Annotated in this window: 25 protein-coding genes and 2 pseudogenes; 23 read left to right on the top strand and 4 right to left on the bottom strand. The window is 63.4% G+C overall.

Translation table 11 applies throughout. From position 1 onward, the window contains the following. Window positions 1-36 precede the first annotated feature (36 nt). From E3374_RS13475 to E3374_RS13435, 9 genes are all read left to right on the top strand, one after another. On the top strand, window positions 37-360 hold the full coding sequence (locus tag E3374_RS13475; protein ID WP_136689481.1) for a hypothetical protein: 324 nt from the start codon (window positions 37-39) through the stop codon (window positions 358-360). A 77-nt stretch (window positions 361-437) separates the two neighbouring features. Next, window positions 438-2213, top strand: coding sequence for a nitrite/sulfite reductase (locus E3374_RS13470; protein ID WP_136689480.1), 1776 nt, complete (start codon window positions 438-440; stop codon window positions 2211-2213). Window positions 2214-2447: 234 nt separating this feature from the next. Further along, the gene (locus E3374_RS13465) at window positions 2448-2741 is read left to right on the top strand and encodes a GYD domain-containing protein (RefSeq protein WP_136689479.1); all 294 of its coding nucleotides are present in this window, start codon (window positions 2448-2450) and stop codon (window positions 2739-2741) included. Between the two features lie 83 nt (window positions 2742-2824). Continuing rightward, window positions 2825-3094 carry a DUF6360 family protein gene (locus E3374_RS13460; RefSeq protein WP_136689478.1) on the top strand — a complete coding sequence of 90 codons (270 nt, stop codon included), beginning with the start codon at window positions 2825-2827 and terminating at the stop codon, window positions 3092-3094. Between the two features lie 229 nt (window positions 3095-3323). Further along, on the top strand, window positions 3324-4103 hold the full coding sequence (locus E3374_RS13455; protein WP_136689477.1) for an electron transfer flavoprotein subunit beta/FixA family protein: 780 nt from the start codon (window positions 3324-3326) through the stop codon (window positions 4101-4103). 1 nt (window position 4104) lies between these two features. Then, a complete protein-coding gene (locus E3374_RS13450; RefSeq protein ID WP_136689476.1) occupies window positions 4105-5151 on the top strand; it encodes an electron transfer flavoprotein subunit alpha/FixB family protein in 1047 nt (348 codons plus the stop codon). After that, window positions 5148-6560, top strand: a complete 1413-nt coding sequence (locus tag E3374_RS13445; RefSeq protein WP_248299492.1) for an FAD-binding protein — start codon at window positions 5148-5150, stop codon at window positions 6558-6560. The genes E3374_RS13450 and E3374_RS13445 overlap by 4 nt, the downstream gene beginning before the upstream one ends. Before the next feature lie 2 nt (window positions 6561-6562). Beyond that, complete coding sequence (locus E3374_RS13440; protein WP_136689475.1) at window positions 6563-6880, top strand: ferredoxin family protein; 318 nt, start codon at window positions 6563-6565, stop codon at window positions 6878-6880. 114 nt (window positions 6881-6994) lie between these two features. Beyond that, window positions 6995-7852 (top strand): DUF6159 family protein, encoded by an 858-nt coding sequence (locus E3374_RS13435; protein WP_136689474.1) that lies wholly within the window; start codon window positions 6995-6997, stop codon window positions 7850-7852. A 141-nt stretch (window positions 7853-7993) separates the two neighbouring features. Here the strand turns inward: E3374_RS13435 and E3374_RS13430 are convergent, their stop codons facing one another. Then, window positions 7994-8338 carry a hypothetical protein gene (locus E3374_RS13430; RefSeq protein ID WP_211194977.1) on the bottom strand — a complete coding sequence of 115 codons (345 nt, stop codon included), beginning with the start codon at window positions 8336-8338 and terminating at the stop codon, window positions 7994-7996. 278 nt (window positions 8339-8616) lie between these two features. On the opposite strand from E3374_RS13430, the gene E3374_RS13425 reads away from it, so the two are divergent. The 4 genes and pseudogenes from E3374_RS13425 (at window position 8617) to E3374_RS13410 (ending at window position 12888) form a co-directional block, all read left to right on the top strand. Then, window positions 8617-9675, top strand: coding sequence for a zinc-dependent alcohol dehydrogenase family protein (locus E3374_RS13425; RefSeq protein WP_136689472.1), 1059 nt, complete (start codon window positions 8617-8619; stop codon window positions 9673-9675). 569 nt (window positions 9676-10244) lie between these two features. Then, window positions 10245-10916: pseudogene (gene deoC / locus E3374_RS13420) on the top strand (deoxyribose-phosphate aldolase); the annotation flags it as partial. After that, entirely contained in the window at window positions 10906-11841 is a 936-nt protein-coding gene (locus E3374_RS13415) for a ribokinase (RefSeq protein WP_136689470.1), read from the top strand. The pseudogene deoC and the gene E3374_RS13415, both read left to right, overlap by 11 nt. 69 nt (window positions 11842-11910) lie before the next feature. Continuing rightward, the gene (locus E3374_RS13410; RefSeq protein ID WP_136689469.1) at window positions 11911-12888 is read left to right on the top strand and encodes a nucleoside hydrolase; all 978 of its coding nucleotides are present in this window, start codon (window positions 11911-11913) and stop codon (window positions 12886-12888) included. Between the two features lie 25 nt (window positions 12889-12913). Here E3374_RS13410 and E3374_RS13405 read toward each other — a convergent pair whose 3' ends face one another. Next, complete coding sequence (locus E3374_RS13405) at window positions 12914-13771, bottom strand: ZIP family metal transporter (protein ID WP_136689468.1); 858 nt, start codon at window positions 13769-13771, stop codon at window positions 12914-12916. A 424-nt stretch (window positions 13772-14195) separates the two neighbouring features. Between E3374_RS13405 and E3374_RS17460 the strand changes: the two genes are divergently transcribed. From E3374_RS17460 to E3374_RS13360, 9 genes and pseudogenes are all read left to right on the top strand, one after another. Next, window positions 14196-14447 carry a hypothetical protein gene (locus E3374_RS17460; RefSeq protein ID WP_136689467.1) on the top strand — a complete coding sequence of 84 codons (252 nt, stop codon included), beginning with the start codon at window positions 14196-14198 and terminating at the stop codon, window positions 14445-14447. Between the two features lie 299 nt (window positions 14448-14746). Continuing rightward, entirely contained in the window at window positions 14747-15688 is a 942-nt protein-coding gene (locus E3374_RS13395; protein ID WP_136689466.1) for an FAD-dependent oxidoreductase, read from the top strand. A 2-nt stretch (window positions 15689-15690) separates the two neighbouring features. After that, a complete protein-coding gene (locus tag E3374_RS13390; protein ID WP_136689465.1) occupies window positions 15691-16866 on the top strand; it encodes a FecCD family ABC transporter permease in 1176 nt (391 codons plus the stop codon). After that, window positions 16866-17807: an ABC transporter ATP-binding protein gene (locus E3374_RS13385; RefSeq protein WP_136689464.1), complete on the top strand. Its 942-nt coding sequence runs from the start codon at window positions 16866-16868 to the stop codon at window positions 17805-17807. Before E3374_RS13390 ends, E3374_RS13385 begins: the two co-directional genes overlap by 1 nt. Window positions 17808-18000: 193 nt before the next feature. Then, a complete protein-coding gene (locus tag E3374_RS13380) occupies window positions 18001-19245 on the top strand; it encodes an ABC transporter substrate-binding protein (RefSeq protein WP_394347459.1) in 1245 nt (414 codons plus the stop codon). Between the two features lies 1 nt (window position 19246). After that, window positions 19247-20476: an ABC transporter substrate-binding protein gene (locus E3374_RS13375; RefSeq protein ID WP_136689463.1), complete on the top strand. Its 1230-nt coding sequence runs from the start codon at window positions 19247-19249 to the stop codon at window positions 20474-20476. 2 nt (window positions 20477-20478) lie between these two features. Next, the gene (locus tag E3374_RS13370) at window positions 20479-21747 is read left to right on the top strand and encodes an ABC transporter substrate-binding protein (protein ID WP_136689462.1); all 1269 of its coding nucleotides are present in this window, start codon (window positions 20479-20481) and stop codon (window positions 21745-21747) included. 45 nt (window positions 21748-21792) lie between these two features. Then, window positions 21793-22098 (top strand): annotated as a pseudogene (locus tag E3374_RS13365) (thioredoxin reductase); the annotation flags it as partial. A gap of 303 nt (window positions 22099-22401) precedes the next feature. Beyond that, entirely contained in the window at window positions 22402-23451 is a 1050-nt protein-coding gene (locus tag E3374_RS13360; protein ID WP_136689461.1) for a zinc-binding dehydrogenase, read from the top strand. A gap of 21 nt (window positions 23452-23472) precedes the next feature. Here E3374_RS13360 and E3374_RS18140 read toward each other — a convergent pair whose 3' ends face one another. Together E3374_RS18140 and E3374_RS13355 are read right to left on the bottom strand one after the other, a co-directional pair. Then, complete coding sequence (locus E3374_RS18140) at window positions 23473-23562, bottom strand: hypothetical protein (RefSeq protein ID WP_449405157.1); 90 nt, start codon at window positions 23560-23562, stop codon at window positions 23473-23475. Between the two features lie 47 nt (window positions 23563-23609). Then, the gene (locus E3374_RS13355) at window positions 23610-25076 is read right to left on the bottom strand and encodes an MATE family efflux transporter (protein WP_136689532.1); all 1467 of its coding nucleotides are present in this window, start codon (window positions 25074-25076) and stop codon (window positions 23610-23612) included. 484 nt (window positions 25077-25560) lie between these two features. Here E3374_RS13355 and E3374_RS13350 point away from each other — a divergent pair, with 484 nt between their 5' ends. Next, window positions 25561-26370, top strand: a complete 810-nt coding sequence (locus E3374_RS13350; RefSeq protein WP_136689460.1) for an HVO_0234 family beta-propeller protein — start codon at window positions 25561-25563, stop codon at window positions 26368-26370. Window positions 26371-26502 lie beyond the last annotated feature (132 nt).

Raw genomic sequence — 26502 nt, 5'->3', positions numbered from 1 at the left:
GACGCCTACTCGAAGTCCGATCCCCAAAACGGGATAATGCCGACGGCCGTCCGGATCCTCGACGATGGTGCCTGGATCAGTGTCGACGACGAACGCGTCGTTTCGGTGAGCGAACTATGGCGGCTCACAGACCACGACGTCTGTAACTGTACGACAGCGGATTTCCTGATCGAGGGGTTCGTCGAGGTCGACGTGACTGAGACCACGATCCTCGCCCGGGCTGCGGGTCAGTGTGTGACCTGTGGAGCCAGTGCCGTCTCCGGCTGGCTCCCTGTCGGCCGGATCGTCGGTCCGGATCGTCGCTTCGCCCCGCTATCTTCGGGTGACGTTCGCACACCACAGAGACGAAGGAGGCAATAACGTCCACTTCCGGGGAGAGGGCGGGAAGCTTGACGAGATACGCGGTCGTATACGTGGCCCGACCCAGGTGTGGACACATGCCGACTGACGTGGAACGCTGGAAAGACGAAGTCTACGGCGAGGAGATACGCGAGCACCTCATGGAGTTCGCCGAGACGGGCTGGGAATCCATCCCGGAGGACGAACAGGATGCCTGGTTCGAGCGCTTCAAGTGGTGGGGGCTGTACCACCAGCGCGCCGGCCAGGAGAGCTACTTCATGATGCGCATCGGGACGCCCAACGGCGTCATCGAGCCTGGACAACTCGAGGTCATCGGCGAAATTGCCGAAGAGTACGCGACCGGGCCCGCCGAGAACCCCGAGTTCGGCGGGGCCTACTGCGACTGGACGACCCGCCAGTCGATCCAGCTACACTGGATCAAACTCGAAGACGTTCCCGAGATCTTCGAGAAACTGGAGGATAACGGCCTCTCGACCCAACAGGCCTGCGGGGACTCCTGGCGGAACATCGTCGGCTGTCCGGTCGCGGGCAAGGACAAACACGAGCTGATCGACGCCTGGCCGATCGCCCGGGACCTCCATGACACGTTCAAAGGTGACGAGGACCACACGAACCTGCCCCGGAAGTGGAAGGTCTCCGTGACTGGTTGTACCGAGGGCTGTGGCCAGGGCGACATCAACGACCTGGCGCTCGAACCCGCACGCAAGGAAATCGAGGGCGAAGAAGTCACCGGCTTCAACGTCCGGGTCGGTGGCGGCCTCTCCCGGAAGGAACCTCGTCTAGCGCGGGACATCGACGTGTTCGTCCGGCCGGAGAAGGCCGACGAAGTGGCGGGCGGCCTCTCCGCACTCTTCCGCGAACACGGCGACCGCGAGAACCGCTACAACGCCCGGATCAAGTTCCTCGTCGACGAGTGGGGGGCCGAGAAGATCCGATCGACTCTCCAGGAGGATTTCGTTGACTTCGATCTCCACACCGCGGGCGAGGATCTCCGCGAGGAGTACACCTACAATACCGGGATTCAGGAGGGCCACAACGACCACGTCGGCGTTCACGAGCAGGTCGACGGCAACTACTACGTGGGCCTGAACGTACTGGTCGGTCGGATGGGTGCCGCGGACGTCCTCGAACTCGCCGATCTCGCCGAGGAGTACGGCAGCGGCGAGGTCCGACTGACCCAACGGCAGAACGTCATCGTCACCGATGTCCCCGAAGAGAACCTCGACGAGCTGCTGGACGAGCCGCTGCTGGATGAGTACTCACCGGATCCATCGCCGTTCATGCGCGGGTCGATCGCCTGTACGGGCACGGAGTTTTGCTCGCTGTCGATCGTCGAAACGAAGAACCGCCAGGTCCGGTACGCCCGCTGGCTGAAGGAAAACGTCGAGTTGCCCGACGATCACGAGGAGTTCCACATCCACCTCTCGGGGTGTACGGCCTCGTGTGCCCAGCCCCAGATCGCCGACGTCTCCTTACGCGGGATGAAGACTCGCAAGAACGGCGATCCGGTCGAGGCCTTCGACGTCGGCCTGGGCGGCGGCCTGGGCGAGGATCCCCGGTTCGCCGACTGGATCGCGATGCGCGTCCCCGCCGACGAAGTACCGGGTGCCATCGCCAACCTGATCGAGACCTTCGCGGAGCGCCGGGCGAACGGCGAGACGTTCCGGGAGTTCGTGGCAGACCATGACGAGGAGGAACTCGCCGACCTGCTGGAACCCGAAGAGACCGACTACGAGGACCCCTACATGCACAACACCAAGAAGACCTGGTATCCCTATGCCGAGGATGACGACATGGACGCCTCGCCCGCGCCGACTGACAGCCAGGGTGATCCGCTGCCGGCCGACGACTGATCGGAGGGAGTCTACGGTGTTCCGCCCGTCGTGCCGACGGGCGAGACCAACGGCGATTGTCGGACGGGCACGGACGAAGTCAGCAATGCTGTCAAGACACCTAGAGGGGAACCAACACTGATTGCCGGGTCCATACTTATGGTCGTGGCGTGTCAACGTCAAACATGCGCCCGTCGAAAAGAGGGTGTCCGGCGTGGCCAGTCGGAGGGCGCAACTGACAGGGAGAGATCACCAATGCCAACGTACGTGACCCTGCTAGAGTACACGGAGCAGGGAATTTCGACAGTGGAATCGAGTCCGGACCGCGTCGAGGCCCACAAGGATCTCGTCGCCGATCTCGGTGGAGAATTCGTGGACTTTTACGTCACGATGGGGCAGTACGACGGGGTCGCAATCGCCGAGTTCCCGGACGACGAGACCGCCGCCGAGTACGCGCTGATCCTCGGGAAAGGGGGCAACGTCCGGACCGAGACCCTTCGGGGCTTCAACGAAGGAGAATTCAGGGAGATCGTCGAAGACATCTCGTAGGCGTCCCGGCCGATTTCGACCTCTTCGCTCTCCGTTTTTCTGGTGGGCGACACGGCTAAGTCCGCCCGGCCGTCAATCCGCGTATGGCCGACCGCATCCTCACGGTCAACGCGTACACGACCTTCGATTTCCTTTCCGCTCAGGTCGAAGGTCACGGCTTCGACGCGAAGGCACCGGCCGTCCTGAACGTCACGACCGACCGGACGGACCCCGACCGCGTCCGACTCGAACTCGAACTCGACAACACCGAGGTGGAGGAACTCGCTGCTCACGCCGAGACGGTCGAACTGACGGCCGACCAGGCCCGCGAACTCGCCGAGGAACTCCACGAACACGCCGATCGCCTGGAGTGACGATACCCCAAATATGTGGGGGACACGTGCGATACGCATCTCGAAATCGTGAATTAGGGTGTGCGTGACGTATCTCGAATATGAGATTGGAGATGCCGTGATGCATCTCAAATACGGGCAGACACCGTTTTCACGTGCTGGGAATCGGGTTGTCATTTACTATCGTTAGGGACAGTTCTCCCGATGTGAACCGAACGTCAATCCCACTATATAGGGGGTCAAAGTAGCGATGAGCGACGACTGGACGATTGTCGTCTGCGTCAAGCAGGTACCGGACGCCGCAGAGGTGTCGATCGACCCCGATACGGGGACGCTCAACCGGGCGGACGCCGACGCGGTGATGAACGCACCGGACTACAACGCCGTCGAGGCGGCCCTGGAAGTGCGGGACGCAGTCGGTGGCACGGTCACGGCCCTCACGATGGGGCCAGCCAGCGCCCACGAGGTACTGCGCGCGGCCGTCGGTATGGGCGCCGACGACGCCGTGTTGCTAACGGATCGTGCCTTCGGGGGTAGCGACACCTGGCCGACGAGCCTCGCGCTGGCTCGGGCAGCCGAGGAACTCGACGCCGACGTGGTTTTCGGGGGCGAGGAGACGACCGACTCCTCGACGGGCCAGGTTCCGCCGGGCATCGCCGCCCACAACGACTGGGCACAGCTCACCTACGTCGAGGAACTCGAGCCACGCCCCGAGGAGGACCAGCTCGTCGCGAAACGCGACGTCGAGGGCGGCTACGAGCGGGTCGCCGCCGAACTGCCCGTCGTCGTCGCCATGGAGTTCGGCGAGAACGAGCCCCGGACGGCAGGACTCCACCGGAAGATCTACGCCGAGACCGATTTCGAGCCGGTCGAGTGGTCGGCCGCCGACATCGGCGTCGAGGACGAGGTCGGCCTGGCGGTCTCGCCGACGCAGGTCGGCGGGATGGCCACCGCCGAACCAGTCCCGCGCGAGCAAGAGCTCGTCGACGACGTCGAGAACCTGGCCGATCGCATCGCGGAGGTGAGCTGAGATGGCGGCCGGAGCCGACGCCGACACGGCCGCCGACATCGAGGCTCACAGCGACGTCTGGGTGTTCGTCGAACAACACGACGGCGAGGTCGCGAAGGTCGCCTGGGAATTGCTCGCCAAGGGTCGCGAACTCGCCGACCAGAAGAACGAGGATCTGGTGGCACTGGTCATGGGCGAAGACATCCGGGAGTCAGAAATTCCCCAAGAAGCCATCGCCCGCGGCGCGGATCGCGTCCTGATTGCCGACGATCCGATCTTCGAGCCCTACCGTGCCGACCCCTACGGCGAGCAGTTCCGTCACCTCGTGGAGGTCCGCAAGCCGGACATCGCGCTGATCGGCGGGACCCACACCGGCCGGGACTTCGCCGGTCGCGTCGCCGTCCCGACTCACGCGGGCCTGACCGCCGACACGACGGAACTAGAAATCACCGACGAACGCTACGAGATGCGCCGGCCGGCCTTCGGCGGGGACGCGCTGGCGACGATCATCTGCCCGAATCACCGCCCGCAAATGTCGACCGTCCGTCCGGGCGTCTTCGACACGCCTGAACGCGACGAGAGCCGGGAGGGCGAGATCGAAGAGGTCGACGTCGTTGTCAGCGAGGAGGAGACGATGACGGAGGTGCTCGAACGCGAGGTCGGCGACGTCGCGGACATCACCGACGCCGAAGTCGTCGTCGCTGGCGGCATGGGACTGGAAGGGGACTTCGATCCACTGTGGGAACTCGCGGATCTGCTCGGCGGCGAAGTCGCAGCGACTCGCGAGGCCGTCGAGGAAGGCTGGATCGAACCGTCCCGACAGGTCGGCCAGACCGGCAAGACCGTCCGTCCGAAGCTCTATATCGCCGTGGGGATCTCAGGGGCGATCCAGCACGTCGAAGGGATGGACGACTCCGAGACTGTGATCGCTATCAACAACGATGCCAACGCGCCGATCTTCGAGAACGCCGACTACGGCATCGTCGAGGATTATGCGGAGGTCCTACCGGAACTGATCGAACTCTTGGGGGAGCGTCTCGGTGATGACGCCCAGGAGGTGACAGCATGAGCACGGACGCCCAGTCAGGCGAGGACGCCGGCGTCGAACCCGAGCCCGAGGAGAGCGAGGGGCCACCGATGCCCCAGTCCACGAGCGAGACGCCGAGCTACGACGGCGAGTTCGATGCGATCGTCGTCGGTGCGGGGCTGGCCGGGAGTGCCGCCGCGTTGACGATGGCCGAGGAGGGTCTGGACGTCATCATGCTCGAACGCGGGAATTCCCCGGGGACGAAGAACGTCTTCGGCGGGATCATGTTCACCCCACGGATCCGGGAGCTGACGGACTTCGAGGACGCTCCCAAGCAGCGTTTCGTCGCCCAGAAGACCTTCTCGATGCTCTCCGAGGAGGGCGACGCCACCGAAGTCTCGATGCAGCCGGCGGCCTGGAAGGAAGAGCCACACAACGACTCCTGGATGGTGTTGCGCGGAGATTTCGACGAGTGGTTCGCCGAGCAGGCCGTCGACGCCGGCGCGACGCTCATCACCGAAACGACTGTGACCGATCTCGTCCGCGAGAAGGGGGCCATCGCCGGTGTCGAGACCGACCGCCCGGACGGTAGGCTGCACGCGCCGACGGTGGTGCTCGCCGAGGGGGCGAACTCCCTCGTGAGTGAGGGAGCGGGCTTGGCCGAATCCCAGCAGCGCACGGACGTCGCGGTCTCCGCGAAGGAGGTCCGGAAGTACGATCGCGAGACGATCGAGGATCGCTTCCACCTCACCGACGAGGAGGGGGCAGCGATGCACTACTTCGGCGACGGCGCGGTCGGCGACGCCGTCGGCGGCGGGTTCATCTACACGAACAAACGGACGCTATCCATCGGCGTCGTCTACTCCATCGAGGACGCCGTCCACGACGAGCGGAGCCCTGACGAGGTGCTCGACGATTTCAAGTCCCACCCGGCGGTCGCACCGCTGGTCACGGGTGGCCGGATGATCGAGTACTCCGCCCACGCGATCCCCGAGGGTGGCCCCGACGCGATGCCCGACCTCGTCCACGACGGCGCGGTGATCACGGGCGACGCGGCGGGTCTGGTGCTCAACAACGGTCTGCACCTCGAAGGGACGAACATGGCCGTCGAGAGCGGTTACCAGGCCGGGAAAGCCGTCGCCGACGCGGTCGCGTCGGGTCGGACGGATGCGGCGGCGCTGTCGGCCTACGAGGAGGCCATGAACGACTCGTGGGTGATTGACAACCTGAACCACTACGGGTGGTTCCTCGACGCCGCCGCGGAAGACAAGGAATTCCTCTTTGATGACCTGCCCCGAGCCATCGCCGACGCCGAGACCGACTACTTCCGGATGAACGACGAGCCGAAGACCCGCCACACGAAATCCGCCCGCAAGCGCCTCGTCGGCGCGATGGGCGGGTACCTCGGGGCGGCGAAGAAAGCCTGGAAATACCGCAAGCTGTTCAGCTAACAATGAGTGCACAACCGAAGACCCCAGACGTCGAACAGCCATCGATCGAGGACCGCCTATACACCGTCAAGTACGAGGACCCCGGCGAGTCACACCTCGACGTGAAACTGCCCGGGATCTGCGAGGAGAAGTGCGTCACCCAGGACTGTGTCTCGGTCTGTCCCGCCAACGTCTGGCGGATGGAAGGCGACGACGGGGTCCCGACGATCGCCTACGAGAACTGCCTGGAGTGTGGCAGTTGCCGGTGGGCCTGCCAGCACGGCAACGTCGTCTGGGAGTACCCCGAGAACGGCAGCGGCGTCTCCTACAAGTACGGCTAGTGACGCCGGGGACGACAGTTAATCCTCAAGGGCGGCGACGTTGCGACGAGGCGAAACGGACTGGTGCTGAAAGGGAACGTTCATACGATCGACGAGAGATGGGTATCCTGCACGATGGGAATCTTCAGACGCATCTCGATCGGGTTCGGGTTGGCACGGCGCAGCGGCCGGGTGTTGCGGGCACACCCGAATCTACTTGCGTTCCCGCTGTTGGGTGGCCTCGCCGGGCTGGCGTTCGTCATGACGGTCTTCGGCGGGTTGTTCTTGGCCGACCTCGGGTCGGGACCGATCATGTACGCCACGCTGTTCGTCATCTACGTCGTCGAAACGTTCATCGCGTCGTTCTTCACGGCAGCGCTGGTCGCGGCGACCCGAGAGACCTTCCGCGGGAGAGAACCGACGATCCGGGCGAGTCTGGCAATCGCCTGGGAGAAGCGCTGGCAGTTGCTGGCGTGGTCGATCGTCGCCGCGATCGTTGGTGTGATCATCCGGGGGATCGAGGAGTCGAGTGAGATCGGCGGGACGATCCTGGCAGCCCTCTTCAGCCTCGCATGGGGCGTGATGACCTACTTCGTCGTGCCAGTGATCGTCTTCGAGGAGACCTCGATCACAGGCATGTTCAGGGAGAGCGGCCACACGATCAAGCGGACGTGGGGAGAGTCGCTCGGGACGCTGTCGGCGATCTCTATCGTCACGTTCGTACTCGTACTCGGTGGGGTTGCCGTGGCGGGCGTGACGTTCCTGACGTTCGCAGGGGCGGGACTGGTGGGGATTCTGGTGACGATCGCGATCGGCGGCACGGCCATCGTGCTCGCGTACCTGATCGGCCAAGCGCTGACCGGCATCGCAAAGACCGCACTGTACGTCTACGCGACCGAGGACGAGGCGCCCGAGTTCTTCGAGGACATGGACTTCAACCGACTGGGTGGCGGGAGTCAGGGGTCATCTGGGATGCTGGGCGGCCGGATCTAACAGTAACAAGTGGTTTTGTCTCTGGCGAGTGGATCTCCCGCAATGCAAAACGAAACAGATCGCCGCTGAAACGGCGTTGAATCACGTCGACGGATTGTCGGATGCCAGACGCAAAATTGACCGTTCCAAGGTGACGGGACGCTACTCGTTGGCTTCGCGCAGAGATACTGCGTACCCGACCGGCGAAAGCAGGACGATCACGGCTAGCACGCTTTTCATTGTCGTCCATGTGCCAGAGAAAAACCGCCAAATCAGATAGAATCCGATGACTGCGTCTGAGAGAAAACCGATAAGAAGTTTCGAAGCAGCGTCACCCTTCAACTCTCGTCCGGTAGCAATCCAGATGGCTGTCATACCGACGATCCCTATGATCGCCGTCGCGATAGGGAGACCGACGGCTGTGAAGCCGTTCGTCGGCAAGGATTCGGTCCTGGTTAATATCACTGACCAACCGACGATGCCGACCAATAACCCGTCATCGTTCACAATATCCTTCTTCTCACTCTCATATAAATGTTCGAAGGAGAGAAAGACAGAGATCCGGGTTCTCGGAGCCATTGTGGTGGCATGCGAGAGTTCTACCACGAAGGGGATGATAAATCCTCCATCCAGCTTGCGTACCGCCCTCAAGTATCATTCTAGATCCCGACATGAGGCTATGATCGGACGATTCTCACAAAACCGGACACTGGCGAGCGGTCGAACCCAGAAACTATTCTAACCCCTAAATTTTAACTCATATCCACTCGACAAATCGATTTGATATGCAGGCAGCTGTGATGGAGGCGTTTCAAGAGCCGTTGAGTGTCAAAGAAGTCGATGATCCAGAGCCCGAACCGGACGGGGCTGTTGCCCGGGTCGACAGTGTCGGCGTATGCCGATCTGACTGGCACGCCTGGCAAGGCCACTGGGACTGGATCGACTATCGACCTGAGCCGCCGCACATCCTTGGCCACGAGCCCGTCGGGACGATCGTCGAGACAGGCCCACAGGTCGAAGAGGTAGAGGTCGGCCAGCAAGTCGCGATCCCGTTCAACTTCGGGTGTGGACACTGCCATCTCTGCCGTACCGGCCACGAGAACATCTGCGAGAACCACATCGGCCTCGGCTTTTCGGACGAGGCTCCGGGTGCGTTCGCAGAGAAGGTCCATATCCCGACCGCAGACGTCAATGCCGTCCCGCTCCCGGACTCGATCGATCCGAAGACGGCCGCTGGAATCGGCTGTCGGTTCATGACCTCATATCACGGGCTCGCCCATCGTGGCGATGTCGGACGCGGCCAAGACGTCGTGATCTACGGACTGGGTGGGGTCGGACTTTCAGGTGTGCAGATCGCCGATGCACTGGGGGCGAACGTGATCGGTGTCGACCTTGACGACAAAAAGCTCGAGAAGGCAGAGGATCTCGGCGCCGTCGAGACGGTCAATGCTACCGAGGTCGATCCCGTCGACGAGGTCACCGCGATCACGAACGGCGGCGCCGACGTATCCGTCGACGCTCTGGGGATCGAAGAAACAACGCGAAACGCCGTCCACTCGCTCGCGAAGAACGGTCGCCACGTCCAGCTGGGCCTGACGACCGAAGAAGAGAGTGGCGAGATCCCGCTCCCGGTCGACCTGTTCGTCGCGACGGAGATCGACTTTGTCGGCTCACTTGGGCTGCAACCCTCACACTACTCGGAGATGCTCGACATGATCGAAACAGGCAAACTCAATCCCACTGAGCTCGTCTCCGAGACGATCAGCCTCGACGAGATTCCTGGCACGCTCGAAGACATGAGCGATTTCAACACGATCGGCCTGCCGGTCTGTAACGAGTTCTAGAGCCAACTCCGGTTTTCGCCCCGGTCACGGAATCACGGATTTTGCTAGTTGCTTCCCAAGCGCCGCAGCAACCGCCGCCATCACTGATATGCTCAGCAAGTTCATCTTGGTGACTGTCGTTTTTGTTATAGGTAATCCACCTATAGAATGGAATTCAAAACTGTAGTTAAAAAGTAATGGTTATGTTTCGTCAACAGTGTTTCACTACGTACGGTTGAAATAACCCATTTGAGGATGAGGATGCAAACTACCGGTGGCTGACTGGCATCGCCAAGACCGCGCTGTCCGTCTACGCGACCGACGATCAGGCTCCCGAATTCTTCGAAGATATGGACTTCAGTCGACTAGGCGGCAAGAGCCAGGGATCGGCCGGCATGCTTGGTGGCCGGATCTGAGTCGTCGCCCGGCCCCGTCATTCCACTGATCGCTGGCTAGTCCGGTGACACCACAGAGGGCCGAAGTCCGCGTCTCGGCCAGCCGCCGGCAAATCCTTTTCACTCGCGGCGGCGATGGGTGTGGGTATGTCAGAGCCAGCGGACCTCGCGAGTGTCATCTAGCACACGGAAGTCAGCGCGACGGCCGACCGCGATCGGATCGAAACGGTGCTTCAGGAATGTGTCGACTACGGGTTCGACGGGGCGATGGTCCAGCCGTGTTGGGTCGATCTTGCCGCCGAAACACTCGACGGGACGGACGTCAGCGTCTGCACGGCGCTTGGATATCCGCTGGGCGGCGATCGCACTATCGCGAAGGTGACCGGGATTCGAGACACCGTCGCGGCCGGTGCCGACGAGATCGGTGTGATGGCGAACATCGGCTACCTGAAATCCGGTGACTACGAGGCGTTCAACGAGGAACTCGAAGCGCTTGTCGACGCCTCCGGTGACGCGACGATCAAGCTCATGCTGGAACTGGGCGGTCTCACCGACGCGGAGGCCGAACGGGAGATCGAATACGCCGTCGAGGCGGGGTTCGACTACCTGAAGAACTCAAGTGGATTCGGCGTGGGCGGGAAGGCAACTGTCGATCGCGTGGGGTTCATTGCCGAACGAGTACCCGAGAACGTCGGCGTGAAAGCCAGCGGTGGGATCAAAACGGCCTCAGACGCCCAAGCACTGCTGGAGGCGGGGGCTGACCTTCTGGGCGCGTCCAGTGGGGTCGAGATCGTGACCGATGGTGAGCCAGGGTCTCGTGACGGAAGCGACTCGACGGCCGGGGCGGAGACCGGCGATGAGTACTGAGCAATCGGGGTCTCCAACGGTCGCCGTCGTCGGGAGCGACAACCATGGGATCACGATGACCATCGACTCTATTCCGGTCCCTGGAGAGACAGTGCTCGGGGAGGACTTCACGGAGGGCGTCGGCGGGAAAGGGTCGAACCAGGCGATCGCTGCGTCTCGTCTCGGCGCGGACGCCTCCTTTGTGGGGCGCGTTGGCGAGGACCGCTACGCAGATCGCGCCTTCGACCTCTGGGATCGCGAGGGCGTCGACGCGACGGCCGTCACCAGAACCGACGGCATTCACACCGGCGTCGGGATCGTTCTCGTCGAGGACGCAGGAGAGAACGCCATCGGTGTCGCGCCCGGCGCAAACGGGACTCTCGATGCAGGTGACGTCCGTGACGCCGCCGGGGCCGTCGAGGCTGCTGACGTCGTCCTGACGCAACTCGAAACCGAGATCGAGCCGGTGGAGACGACGCTGTCGCTCGCGACAGCGGCCGGGACGTCGGCGATCCTCAACCCGGTCCCGGCGACCGAGTTGCCACCCGATCTGCTTGAGCAGGCCGACTTTCTGACACCGAATCGGAGCGAGGCACGCCTCCTTACCGGGGTCGACCCGGACGCCGACATCGAGGACATCGACCTCGCCCGCGACCTGGTCGAAATGGGAGCGAACGTGGTCGTCCTCACACAGGGCGCCGACGGCGCGCTGGTCGTGACTGCCTCGGAGGTGACGTCGATCCCTGCCCCCGACATCGAGGTTGTCGATACGACGGGTGCCGGGGACGCGTTCAACGCGGGGTTCGCAGTTGCACTCGCCGAAGGAGCCGATCCCGTCGAGGCCGCGAAATTCGCCAGCCTGGCCGATGGGCTCGCGTGTACGGACTACGAGGTCGTCCCGGCACTCCCCGACCGGGACGCGGTCGAATTGCTCACCTCGACGTGACGCGAGGGGGACGTGGTCTCGCCACAGGAGAGCCAAACAATCATTTGTCCAGTGTCCCAGGCTTGGGGCATGTCTCTCCGCAACGAGCGACCGGTTATTATCGATACGGACACGGCTGGTGACGACACGCAGGCCCTGCTGATGGGTCTGTTATCCGACCGAATCGACGTCACCGGCATTACGATCTGTGCGGGCAACGTCGCGTTCGATCACCAGGTCGAGAACGCGAAACGGACCCTCGAACTTGCGGGTGCCGAAGACGACGTACCCGTCTACGAAGGTGCCAGATCGCCGCTCCAGAAAGATCACGAGCTCGCCCACCACATCCACGGGGAAGGCGGACTCGGCGGCGACCGTTTCCCCGAGACCGGGATCGAGTCGGGCGAGCAATTCGCCGTCGATTACATCGTCGAGCAGGCCCGAGCGAACCCTGGTGAGATCACGCTCGCGTGTATCGCCCCGCTGACCAACGTCGCCCTCGCCTACAAGAAGGAGCCGAATCTCGACGAGTTGCTCGACGAGGTGTGGGTGATGGGCGGGGCGGTTAATTGCCTGGGCAACATCACCCCGGCCGCTGAGTACAACTTCTGGGTCGACCCCGACGCCGCGAAGATCGTCATGAACAACTTTGACGTGACGTTGTTCGACTGGGGGTTAACCGTTCGGGATACCGAGTTCGGTCCCGAAACGCTCGAACGGATCGAATCCGGCCCGGATACTCCCCTCGCGGAGTTTTTCACCGACATCACGACGCAGGTACGGGAATTCAACCGCGAGACGATGGGCCGGGACGCAGTCACGCAGCCTGATTCGGCCCTGGTGGCGGCGCTCGTCGAACCCGATCTCATCGAGGAGACGGGAATGTACGCGGTTGATGTGGACGAACGCGAGGGGTTAACCCGCGGGTACACAGCGGTCGACGAAAACGACGTTACCGACAGTGACCCTCGGACCCGCGTCGTCGAGTCCCTCGACAGCGAGCGCTTCGAGGCGATGTTCCTCGATATGCTGTTCGAGGAACGGCCCGACGCTGCCCTCGGATCGTAATCGAGGATCACGGCTGCTGTCGGATTCACCCCAGCGCGACGTCCAGATACAGCATGACGAGCACCCCACTCATCGTCCCAAGTGTCGCAACGCGCTCGTGACCGCGGGTGTGGGTTTCGGGAACGATCTCGTCGCTGATGACGAACAACATTGCACCCGCCGCAAAGCCCATCGCGTAGGGGAGCAGCGGCTCGACGACTGTCACCGCCACGGCACCGATCACGGCAAGTGGGATCTCCACGACACCCGCACGGACCCCGGCAATTGCGGCGTAGAGTCGTCGATCGAGTCCGGCGTTGATCGCCGCGATCGACACCGCCAGCCCCTCCGGAACGTTCTGGATGCCGATCGCGAGCATCAAGGCCAGCGCGCCACCGACGTCACCCGACCCGAATCCGACGCCAACGGCCAGTCCCTCCGGCACGTTGTGAAGGGTGATCGCCAGAATGAACAACACGACGGAGGCGATTCGTGGGTCGTCGATCGGGAGGCGTTCGGACTGGCCGGCAGCGTCCGCTCGCCTGCGGCCGGTCAAGAGAATGTGAGCGTGTGGGACGAAGGCGTCACCGCGGTCCAGCACGAGGACCCCGAGAGCGATCCCGATCAAGACGGGCAGCGGCCGGAGGAGTCCGTCGGCAGGAAAGCCCGGCACCAGGATCTCGGTCGCGTCGATCCCGGGGACGATCAGACTGGTGAACGCCGCAGCCATCATCACTCCGGCTGCGAAACCCAGGGCACCGTCCAGGGCGCGCTCGCTTGGGTCCCGCCAGACGAGGACGAGCGACGCGCCCAGAAGGTTGAGCAACGCAATAACGGTCCCACCCACCAGCGCCTGGACGATGGCGTTGTCGCCGATCAGATCGACGAAGATATCGGTCACCATGGCTGGTCGCTCTCTTGCGTGCTCATTGGAATGACACTCTCCGGGCAGTCATTTGGATGTTGTCTATCACTCGGGAGACATGTTCGGCAAGCGGGCGGTCGAACGGGGTTGGAACTGGACAGTCCGGTGGTGCCGGATCACTGGTTTGAAGCGACTACTCGTGGAACCGAACCACGTATCCCCGACAGGTAACACCGCCGGACCAGCCGCCATCGCCCGATAGATTGCCGGAACTCGTCGTCGACGCGGACAGTGGTCGCGAAGCCGTGGTGTCCGGATTTGATCGACTCGAAGCCCAGACACGGAGGCCCGAAAGCGCGTTCTGCGGGCGCTTGGAGATCGGGCCGAGGAACGAGCGGATTCGTTCGATGGACTCGCCGGCCCTCTGACGGACTTTTTGAGAGATCCCGAGCGTGCCGTCAGGTTGACAAGCGCCAAATTGTTCGTCACGAAGCGGGCCAAGTCCGTCGCCTCAGAAGTCGACACTGCTGGCAACGACCGTGACGGGGCGGAACCAGACCCGGAGTTCGGGTCGGTCGAATCCATTCGAGAGACGACAGAGGCGGCTATCGACGAGATTACGGCCCCGGACGGAGACCAGGAGTGTCTACACTGCGGCCTCTCTTTGCCAGCAGCGGGACCACCAGTGTGTCATCGATGTGGGGTGGCGCGCTAAACGGATTCCCGACGAACGGGCGTCGATCCCCCACTCCAGTGAGTTTTGGCTAGCCTAAAATCCGGAACGCATTTATATTCTTTAGGCTAGCCTAAACTCATGGATGAGAGAACGCGACCCGGCGAACCCGACGCGCAGAGCGTACGTGAACGGCGGCAAAACGAGCAGCGACGAGCGACGGACACGGTAGACCGACAGTCAGGGCGCTGGCCAGGCGCCGACGGACGCTTCGAGCGACGCGGACGGTACTCTAACGGTGGCAGCCAGGTTCCGAACGGCCCTTCTGGTACCCGCGAAGCATGACTGGGGCCGACCACGAACCGGCTGGCGAGTACGACCACGACGTGGTTGTCATCGGTGGCGGACCGGCCGGCTCGACAGTGGGGATATTCACCGCTCGGTACGGCCTGGACACGCTAGTGTTCGACCGGGGTCGCTCCTCGATCCGGCGGTGTGCACATCTCAAAAATTACCCCGGCTTCCCCGCTGGCATCGATATCGAGACGTTCTACGGACTACTCCACGACCACATCCGTGAGGGCGGGTGTACCCTTCGTGAGGACCTCGTCGAGTCCGTCACGGCCTTTGAGACTCCCGCAGCAGGAGGGTTCGTCGTCGATCCACAAGACGGGGAACAGGTTACGGCCCGCCGGGTGGTCGCGGCGACGCGCTACGACGGGGAGTACCTCTGGCCCCTCGACGCCGACGGAGAGATGGTCGCCACCAGTGCGGAGGATGGCGACAAAACTGAACAGTTCAAGAAGGACTATCCCAACGCCGACGGCTCGACGCCGATAGAGGGACTGTACGTCGCCACACCATCAGGGGCTGACGAGCAAGCCATCATCGCCGCCGGCCGTGGTGGGGTAACGGCGCGCACGCTCCTGCGGGATCACCGCCGCGCCTCGGGAATCCCCGAGACGCTGGCCGACCACTACGACTGGGTCCGCCAACGGGCGGAACTGGACGAGGAGTGGCATGACCGCGAGACGTGGCGCGAGTATCTGGACGATCGCGTGGAGGAGGCGACCGGCGAGCAATGGAATGTGGCAACCAGAGAGAGCGAGATCGATCGCATCCTCGCTAGCTATATCGACGACGATGAGATCGCAAACCGCCGCGAACGCGGCCAGGATCGCCTGCTCGAACACGTCGACAACGATCGGGTCCTCGCCCGTGCCCGCGAGATCGAGGCCGCCCGTGACGCCGACACCGAACGTGATAACGGAGGGGGTGACTGAGAATGGCGAGCGAATCAACGACAGTTACGGATTCGATGTCCCGGCGTCGTCGCGCATTCGACTGGTTGTCGGAGTCGTTGTGGACGGTGGTCGTCGGCAGTCTCCTCGTCATCGCGGGGGGAACCCTGGTGCAGGTGAGTAACGGCGCGTTCTCGACGACGCCGGTCGAGGCCTGGCAGGCGCTAGTCAATCCGGACGTTATTTTCAACCTGCAGTCCTGGCAGGCGTTCCTGCTTGGCGGAGAATTGCCGGAGATGAACCGACAGAGCCTGATCGTCTGGAACATGCGGCTGCCCAGGGTGATCGTCGCCGTCCTGGTAGGGATGAACCTGGCCGTTTCCGGGGCAATCTTCCAGGCGGTGACCCGCAACGAACTCGCGAGTCCGTTCATCCTCGGGGTCTCCTCGGGGGCGGGCCTGATGATCCTCCTCGTGCTCGTGGTCTTTTCCGGCGCGACACTCGTGATCCCGTACGTCGTCGGGTCCCTAAGGCTGGGTATTTCCTCGTTGCTCCCGATCATCGCCGCACTGGGCGGTATCGGGGCGTTTGTGCTTGTCTACGCGATCGCCTGGAAGAACGGGACCTCGCCAGTCCGACTGGTGCTGGCGGGGGTTATCGTCGGCACTGTCTTTCAGAGCCTCCAGACTGGGCTGTTCTTCTTCGCGAACGACATCGGCGTCGTCCAGTCAGCAATCGCGTGGACGACCGGATCGCTCACCGGAGTCGAATGGGAAGAGGTCCGGATGGCGCTTCCCTGGACGATTCCGGTACTCGTACTCTCGGTTATCAGTGCCCGACAGCTGAACGTGTTGTTGTTGGGCGAGCGGACGGCGTCGTCGCTCGGGATGAACGTCGAGCGAATGCGTTTTGCCCTCTCGGCGGTCGCAGTAGTGGCCGCCGCGGCATCCATCGCAGTAGCTGGCATCGTCGGCTTCGTCGGGCTGATCGTCCCACACATGGTCCGCAATATCGTCGGAAGCGACTACAGACGACTCGTCATCGGCTGTCTGTTTGCGGGCCCGGCGCTGATGGTCGCCGCCGATGTCGGCGCAAGACTGGGCCTGATGGTGCTTGCAGGCAGCAGCGAGCAGATGCCCGTCGGCATCGTCACCGGTCTGCTCGGCGGCCCGTACTTCCTGTATCTGATGCGAAAACAAGACACGATGGGTGAGATCTGATGCCCGGGAAAACGCCCGGGCCGGACGGCGGTGTCAGCCAGGTGATCACGGAGCCCGCATCACGGGAGAACGGCGAGACGCCGGCCGACGGAGCACAGACGGACGACGGACACGCCGACAGCGAGACGGGGGGCAGCGACTTCCGGGGCGAGGACCTGGTCGTCGGCTATCCGTCGAGCGAGCAGCCGGTCATCGACGGCGCGTCGATCAGCGTCGCGCCCGGCGAAGTGACCGCCCTGGTTGGTCCGAACGGGAGCGGCAAGAGTACGCTCCTGAAAGGGCTGGCAGATCAGCTGGCACTGGAATCAGGCGTGGTTCGTCTCGACGGGGCCGACATCCACGACATGGAGACCAAAGAACTCGCGCGGAAGCTCGGGCTACTCTCCCAGGAGAACGTCGCCCCCGATAGTATCACAGTCGAGACGCTGGTCGAACACGGTCGTTACCCCCACCGGGACTTTTTTGACGGGCTCACCGACGAGGATCGAACGGCCATCGATCGGGCGATCGAGCTGGCAGGCGTCGATCACTTACGCGACCGTGAGGTCGGACAGTTGAGCGGGGGCCAAAAGCAACTGGTCTGGATCGCCATGGTGCTCGCCCAGGAAACCGACGTGCTACTGCTCGACGAGCCGACGACGTTCCTCGACCTGCATCACCAACTCGAAGTGATGGAAATCGTCCGGGCCCTCCGGGACGACAGCGACATGACGGTCGTTGTCGTCCTGCACGACATCCAACAGGCCGCTCGACATGCCGATCGGATGGTCGCACTGAAAGACGGCAAAATCAGGGCTCGTGGCACACCCGAGGAAGTCATCACCGAACAGCTACTGGCGGAGGTCTTCGAGATTGACGCCGCGGTCGAGCGGACGCCCCGGGGACCACGGATCGAACCACTCCGGCCCCGCCACGAGGCTGATAGCGACGGTGAGACGTGATCGCCGAGCCCACCTGCCGGTCGAGCATCGATCGACGATCACATCGAAACACCAGCCCCAAATCGCGAGGACTGTCGGCCGGTCCAGCCGAACGCTGACGGAACGGATGCAACAACCGCCTGGGGGCGTTGTCCATATTTTTGGCTCGCCTAAAATCAGTAGGCTTTTGTTGTTTTAGGCTAGCCTAAAACCGATGACAGACGATTCGAGTCCCATAGCAGACGAACCCGTGGAACGCAAGTCACCGACCCGACGGGTGGCGCTCGAATACGGCACCACGGCACTCGTTGGCGGCCTGTTGGCCGGCTGTTCGAGCAGTGCGACAGACGATACAGCCACCGCTGACAGTGCAACAGCGACCACGTCGGATCGGACGGAAACGCCCACCGAGACCGAATCGAACACCGTCAGTGCATCGATCGCCCCGATGGGGACAGTCAGCCTGGAAGAACCCCCGGAGACTGTCTTCACGCGGCTCACGCATCATGCCGACATGGCCTTCGCGCTGGGTCGCGGTGACACCATCACCGCGATGCACGCGCCGGGCTACTACGATCGGCTGTGGAACCAATTCGTCGAACGACTACCCGGTGTCACCCTCGACTGGGAGGGGCTGTACTCCTCGTGGGAGCCCAGCAAAGAGAAGCTCTACGATCTCGATAACGACATCCATCTCGCGGACCCTGCCTGGATCACGAGACAGGAGAAGTGGAATCCATCCGATATCGAGGAGATCGCGAGCGGTGTCTCACCCTGGTTCGGTAACTCGCTAAGTGATACCCATCAGGAGCCCCCTGAGTCCTACGCCGACGGCTACGAGTACTACACGCTGTGGGAGCAGTTCGAACGGGTCGCACAACTGTTCGGCGAACAGGACCGGTATCAGGCACTCGCGTCGATCCACGCGGAGCTGACAGGAACCATCGATGAGAAGCTGCCCGAGGAGTCCGAAAGACCCTCGGCCGTGATGATCGCCGCCCAGGACCTCGACGAGATCTACGCGTATACGCTCAGTGACCCCGGATACCTGACTTCACACATCCGCCCGTTCGGTGCTAGGGACGCCTTCGAGGGTGCGGTCGAGTCCGCGTCGGTCGTCGATTACGAGGTGTTGCTCGAGGCCGACCCGGACGTCATTTTGCACCTGGGTGGGTTCGAGCCGAACACAGACATCGCCGCGCGTCGTGAGGAGTTCCGATCCGATCCAGTCGCCTCGGAGATCACTGCCGTCCAACAAGATCGGGTCTACCCCCAGGGTGCCCGGTATCAGGGCCCCATCCTCAACCTCTTCCAGTTGGAGATGACGGCCAAACAGCTGTATCCCGACCAGTTCGGGGCGTGGCCCACCTACACCGAGGGCCCCTATCCCGAAATCCCGGCCGAGGAGCAACTGTTCGACCGCCAGCATGTTTCGGACATCATCAACGGGGAGTTCTAGAATGGAGGACGACGAGACGACCGCGAACGATACACCGACACGGCGGGAGTACGTCAAATACGGCGGTGCGGTCATCGGGGGCGCACTTCTGGCTGGCTGTAGCGGTGGAGCGCGTACCGAGACGGCCGAACCAGCCGACCAGGAAACGGCGACCGCAACACCCACCGAGACTGCGACCGAAACGACCACCGACACGCCGACCAACACGGCAGCGGAGACTTCCACCGACAGGGCCTACTCCGTTGAGATTGCCCCCGCTGGCGAAGTGACCTTTGAGTCGGTCCCGGAAACGTGGGTCGCAGAGAACGCCAGTTGGGCCGATATGGGCGTCGCACTCGGACTCGAGAAGCCAAGCGCCGTCGTACTCACCGGCGAGTACCGGACGTGGCACTACGAAGAGATTCCGGGACTGTCGACGAGCAAGGACGAAATGACCTCGCTCTGGCAGGACGGCATCTCCAAGGAGTTGCTCTACGACATCGACGCTGGCGTTCACTTCATCGATCCGAACTACATGGTCGAACTCATCCCCAACTGGGATCGGAGTGATGTCCAAGAGATCAGCGGCAGTGTCGGGCCGTTCTGTGGAAACACGAGTTTCTCGACGTATCCATGGCACGAAGACTATCCATATTTCGACCTCTACGAGGCCACCGAAAAGGTCGCCGCGGTCTTCCAGCGAACGGACCGATTCGAGGCACTCAAGACGCTCCACGACGAGACGATTGCTGGGATCCGCGACCGGTTGCCGCCGGCGGACGAGCGTCCGGCGATCGGGTTCTTGTCACCGGCATCGACCGAGCCCACGCAGTTCTATCCGTATCGACTGGGCGAGACGACCGCCTACAAGCATTGGCACGACCTGGACGTCGACGATGCCTTCGCAGGAAGCGATATTCAGAGCTTTACGTCTGACCGTGGGTCGATCGACTTCGAGCCGCTGGTTGAAATCGACCCCGAGGTACTCATGTTCTACACCGACACACACCGGCCACGCAACGAGTTCCGGGAGACGTACCTCTCGTTTTTGCAGGAGGACAACGTCGCAAGCCAGTTGACTGCCGTCCAGAACGGAGCGGTCTATCCCGCCGGCGGGATGTACCAGGGGCCGATCATCAATCTCGCCAAGACCGAACGGGCCGCAAAACAGCTGTATCCGGACGAATTCGACGCCGACGAGCAGTTGTTCGACCGCCAGCGGATCGCCGCCATCAGAAACGGTGATCTCTGAACATGACTGATGAGACCGACACGACCGACGACAGGAACACGACCGACGCACCGACACGACGTGACTATCTGAAATACGGCCTGGCAGTCGGGACCGGCGGCCTGCTCGCCGGCTGTACCGGTGGGGAGAGTACCGAGACGACCGAACCGGCCGACCCGGGGGCGGCAACCACGACGCTCACCGAAACGGCGACGGCAACGGCCACCGACACGGGGGCGGAGACGACCACCGAAACGGCGACCCAGACGAGCATGGACACCCCTTACACGGTATCGATGGCCCCCGCTGGCGAGGTGACCTTCGAATCGATCCCGGAGACGTGGGTAGCATACAGCGGCGACTATGCCGACATGGCCGTCGCACTCGGACAGGCCGACGGGATCACCGGAATCGGCGGCGCAGACCGCTACTACACCGGTATCTACGACGAACTACCGGGGGTCAACATCGACCGCAACACGGTCGAATCCAACCCCGAGATTCGGACGAAAGAACAGTTCTACGAACTCGACAGCGATATCCACTTCTATGACCCGCAAATGCTGGTCAACTGGTTCGACTGGGGTCCGGCAGACCTCAAAGAGATCCGCGAGAACGTGGCTCCATTCCTCGCGAACCTGATCTTCCGGCGGGAGGACGCCTGGCACGACTACCGCTACTACACACTCTATCAGGCCTTCGAGAAGGTCGCCGCTGTCTTCCAGCGCGAGGAGCGGTTCCGGGCGTTCGAGCGACTACACGAGGAGTTCCTCGCGGATATCCAGTCCCGGATGCCGCCTGCGAGCGAACGGCCGACCGTGATGCTTACTTACGAGGCGACAAACGAACCGTCCACGTTCTCGCCGTACCGGCTCAACGACCGCGGGACGAGCAAGAAGCAGTGGCGCGACCTGGGCGTCGGCGACGCACTCGCGGGCACCGGAATCGAAGGGCTCAGCACGACCGACCGGGGCGAACTCGACTACGAGAACCTGCTGGAAGTTGATCCGGACGTACTGTTGATTCGGGGCCACGAACGCAAAACCCCCAACGCGTTCCGTCAGACGGTACTTGCGTACATGGAGGACCACCCTGTCGGCAGTCAGCTGACGGCGGTCCAGAACGGACAGGTCTACCGCGGTGGATATCTCTACCAGGGCCCGATTCACAATCTCTTCCTGACCGAACGCGCCGCCAAACAGCTCTACCCCGAGACATTTGGCGACGTGACAGGGGAGGACGAATTGTTCGACCGCCAGCGGGTCGCGGACATCATCAACGGGGAGCGCTGAGCGGTGACCAAGCCAACACTTGCAGATGTGATCGTCATCGGGGGCGGCGTCGACGGTCTGTACGCTGCGGGGCGACTCGCCGAGAAACCCTACCAGGCGATCGTCTGTGCCGGCTACGGCGCAGTGGTCGGCGTAACGATCCTCGAAGACGACGACCGGCCGTTCTATCACGACCGGGTCGCACCTGAGGAGTATTTCACGGATCGTGACCGCGAACTGTCGCCCGGGTGTGCAGAGATCGACACGACAGAGCGTCGACGGCGTGCTGAAACATCGCGAGCGGTGATGCAGGAGCGCTTTGCCGATCCTCACCCCGGCGAACAACGCACCCACCCCAGTCTGAGCGAGTGAGGCTGGGACCACTCGTTGAGGACGTTCGTCGTGCGTTCCCGATCGAACAGCCCTTCCTCGATGCCAGAGCGGTCCCCGGCGTGTCGTCCGGTCAGGACCATGGTAGGCTGTCAAAAGGTGCCACTCCCAGCATAGACCGTGATCGCGACGGGTACGGGATTGCTGATTGCGAGGTCTCGTTCCGGAAGCATACTCGCCAACGGGAAGACCGCGGGATCTCGATGAGGAGGGTGCCGTTCCCAGATCGCTGGATTGGAACTGAGCTTTATTAGAGAGGGGGCCGTTCGTTTGAATGTTCACACTATGAAAGCATTTGTGATGCGTGAGATCGGCGAGACGGCGATCGTTGAGAAAGAACGACCCGAGCCGGGGCCGATGGACGCGATCATCGAGCCCACGGAAGGACTTATCTGCACGTCGGACTGCCACACGGTCCACGGAGCGATCGGCGAGCGCGAGAACCTGACGCTGGGACACGAGGTCGTCGGCGTCGTCGATGAGGTCGGCAGCGAGGTCGAGCACTTCGAAGAGGGAGACCGCGTCGCGATCGGCGCGATCACGCCCGACTGGAACTCCCTGGCCGCACAGGACGGTCACCCCTCCCAGTCCAATCAGGCACTGGGCGGCTGGAAGTTCGCCAACGTCAAGGACGGCACCTTCGCCGAGTACGTCCACATCAACGACGCCGACGGGAACATGGCAAAAATCCCCGAGGGCGTCACCGACCACGAGGCGGCCTACGTCGCGGACATGCTCTCGACTGGCTTCGCCGGTGCCGAACGCGGCGACATCCCGATGGGCGGGACCGTCGCCGTCTTCGCGCAAGGTCCCGTCGGCCTGATGGCGACGAAGGGCGCCGAGTTGCAAGGTGCCGGCCGGATCATCGCTGTCGAGACCGTTCCCGAGCGGAAGGAACTCGCCCGCGAGTACGGTGCGACTGACGTCGTCGACTTCGGCGAGGTCGATCCCGCCGAGGAGATCATGGACCTCACGGACGGCGAGGGTGTCGACGTCGCAATCGAGGCGCTGGGCGCCGACGAGACCTTCCAGGACTGCATCAAGGTGGCCAAGCCCGGCGGGACGGTCTCGAACGTCGGGTACCACGGCGAGGGCGAGTTCCGCCACATCCCGCGTGCGGAGTGGGGCGTCGGCATGAGCGAGATCGACATCGTCAACGACCTCTGTCCCGGCGGCCGCCTGCGCATCCAGCGCCTGCTCCGCTTGCTCGATCAGGGCAAGGTCGATCCGACGAAGATGACGACCCACGAATTCGAGTTCGACGATATCCAGGAGGCTTTCGAGATGATGGAAACGAAAGAAGACGGGATGATCAAGCCGCTGATCCACTTCTAGGACTGCTACGTCTCTCGTTTTTCAGGCCAGTACCACGTTCGCGATCAGCGCCAGCGCCAGTAGCGCCGAGACCCCGACTGTCACCAGAACGACCTTAGTTGCCGTGCTCATGTGCAACAGGCCGACCGGCGGCCGCATAAACGTTCCCCGCGTGTGGTTCAGTCGTCGCCTGCGGCACCGACGCCGGACCGGCGGGCGATCGCCCGCCATTTCCCGGTCTTGAACCGCCCCGTATTGACCGCTGCCTTGACGTAGAAGTCCGCGACCAGTGCGAGGAAGATGGCCGGCAGTCCGAAGCCATACCCAAGCGAGACCGAGAATCCACCGAGCGTGACCACGAACCCGGCCGGTAGCGCCAGCGCCGCGATCGGCAACCGGACGACGTATGTCGCGAGCATGGTCCCGTACAGCGGCCAGCGCGTGTCCCCGGCCCCGCGCAGGCTCCCCCGCATCGTCCGCGAGATCGAGAATCCGGCGACTGCGAGGCCGAACACGCGGATGAACGTCACCGTCAGATCGACGTGGGCTGTCCCGAACGCGATCGCGATCGGCCGGGCAGCGAGGACGAGGATGGCCGCGATCGGGAGCTGGGTCGCCAGCCCGATCCGGAGCGTCTGCCAGCCGTAATCGGTCGCTTCGCTATCCTCGCCGCGCCCGATCGCCTGGCCGACCAGCGTCGAAGCGGCCGTCGCGTAGCCCCACGCGGGCATCAACGCGAGCAGCATCACCCGCCGGCCGATGGCGTAGGCCGCCACGACGGGCGTTCCGAGGACGCCGAGGATGAACAGGAACGGGAACCGGCCGAAGGTCTGCAATAGCCGCATCCCGGCCAGCGGTGTGGCGACGCGGACGATCTCGGCCATCAGCCCGAGGTCGATCTGCCGGCCGCCAAGGCGCAGCGAGACTGTGAACCGCCCGGAGAGGAGCAACCCGAAGAACACCAGCGCAGCGACCGTGTTGGCGATCGCTGTCCCTAGAGCTGCTCCCGCGATCTCCAGCCGCGGGAACGGCCCCAGTCCGAAGATCAGGACGGCGTTCAGGACCACGTTGGTCGGCAGCGTCAGCAACCGGACGTACATCGGCGTCCGCGTGTCGGCCCCGCCGGCCAGGGCCCGGGCGGCGATCATGCTCCAGAACCGGAACGCAAGCGAGAGCATCACGATCCGGAGGTACGTCCCGCCGAGGTCGATCGCCGCCGGATCGTTCGTCAGCAGGTCGATCAGCGGTTCGGCGTACAGCCAGGAGATCGCTGTCAACGGGAGGGAGATCAGCAGCGACAGCCACAGCGACTGTTTGACAGCCAGGTCCGCCCGGGCGTGCCGGTCTGCCCCTTTCAACCGTGAGACGACACTGATTGTCCCGCTGGTGACCGCCAGCGAGAGCCCGAAGCCGATAAAGAAATACTGAAAGCCCAGTTCGAGACCGGCGATCGCCGCGTCCCCCAGGGCGATCCCGACCATCAGGAAGTCCGCCATCCGTAAGAGGACGCGCAAGCCGCCGGTCACCATCACCGGCGCCGCCAGGTCCAGCGCCTCGAGACCCTTCCGTCGATCGACCAGGCCGAACCGAGCCAGCAACGCCGGAAACCTCTCTATTGCTCGACTGATCCACGCACGGACGGCCATCGTGCGAGGACCGTCGGACGGCATCACACTCAACCTTCCGACTCCGACGCGCGTTTTCGAGGCACAGCCGGACCCGAACCCTCCGCGTTCCCGACGTTGATACGGATTATTGTAGATTATTTCCGGATGACGCCGACCCGGGGTCGACGGATACCGGTAAATCACGACAATAATCCGTATGACACACTGGCGTCTGACAGACGCACGACGACGACCGTGATCGGAACCCCCCTGTTTCGGATCGAACGTGATCCGTTACCACGTCAATCATTGACGACCTACGGACAGACAGCCGAAAGCGTGGACTGACGGCACGTTCAGATCCTGTCGCTCTCGGAACAACCGGAATGTCGCTCTCGGCGGTGCAGTGGAAAGGTATCTCCACTCGAAGTACTCGAAACGGAGGATGTCACTGGTGAGGGGCTCGACGACGGGGCGGCCCGCAAGTCGATACTCTTTCGGTCGCACCCGCGAAGGAGGAGGTATGGGCGAGATGGCGGAGGATCGGATCTACGCCGACCGGCGCGGGAAGACCGACGTCTACGTTGGGAGCGAACTGGGGTTGACACTGGTCGCGGTCTCCGACGACCGCGTCGGTCGGTTTCGACTGATTCGCCGCGGCGGGGTACAGTCGGTCGCGGCGAGCGAGGAGACGGTCGTGATCGGGACCGACGAGGACGTCTACCGGGCGATGACTGAAGAAATCGAGTCCTTCGAGGCGCTGGGGTTCGGGCCGACCGTCGCTGTCGACGCCGGGGGACCGATCGCTGCGTCACCGGACGGCGAAGTCGCCCGCTACGACGGCCCAGAGTGGCGGTCGCTCGGAACGGTCGAGGATCCAGAGACGATCACCGGCGAGTGGATCGCGGCCGGGGACGGACTCCACCGGATCGAGGACGAGACGATCGAGCGTCGTGGCCCCGCGGCCCATGACGTCACCGCCGACCCGGTCCCGACAGCGGCGACCGTGGACGGACTCTACCGGTTCGCCGACGGCGAGTGGGAACGCGAGCGGCGGGGGGTGTTCCACGCCATCACCGGCGACGGGAGGCGGTCGCTCGCGGTCGGCGAGGAGGGGCTGATCGAACGGCGGGACGGTGAGTGGGTGAAACGCGAACCGCCGACAGACGAGCGGATCGTCGACGTCGGCTACGGACAGGGAATCGTCGCCGTCACGTCGGCAGGGACGATCCTGGTCGATCCACCGGCCGCCAAGGACGGCGCAGAGGGCTGGCGGTCCCGGTCGCTGGGCCTCTCGGACGTGACCGGGTTGGCGGTCGGACCGGATCGATGAGATCGAAAACGGGTTTACCGCCGGCCGTCAGACTACGCATGTAAGCTACGCCCGCCCTGAAGGGCGGGGCTTTCACCCATGATGGGTTTTCGCACCACCCTTGACCGACGGCGGACGCGGGTTGCACGCACA

Source organism: Halorhabdus amylolytica (assembly GCF_004944975.1).
GTDB classification, from domain to species: Archaea; Halobacteriota; Halobacteria; order Halobacteriales; family Haloarculaceae; genus Halorhabdus; species Halorhabdus amylolytica.
Note: the sequence above shows the minus strand (reverse complement) of the source record. Positions and strands in the feature narration are given on the sequence as shown.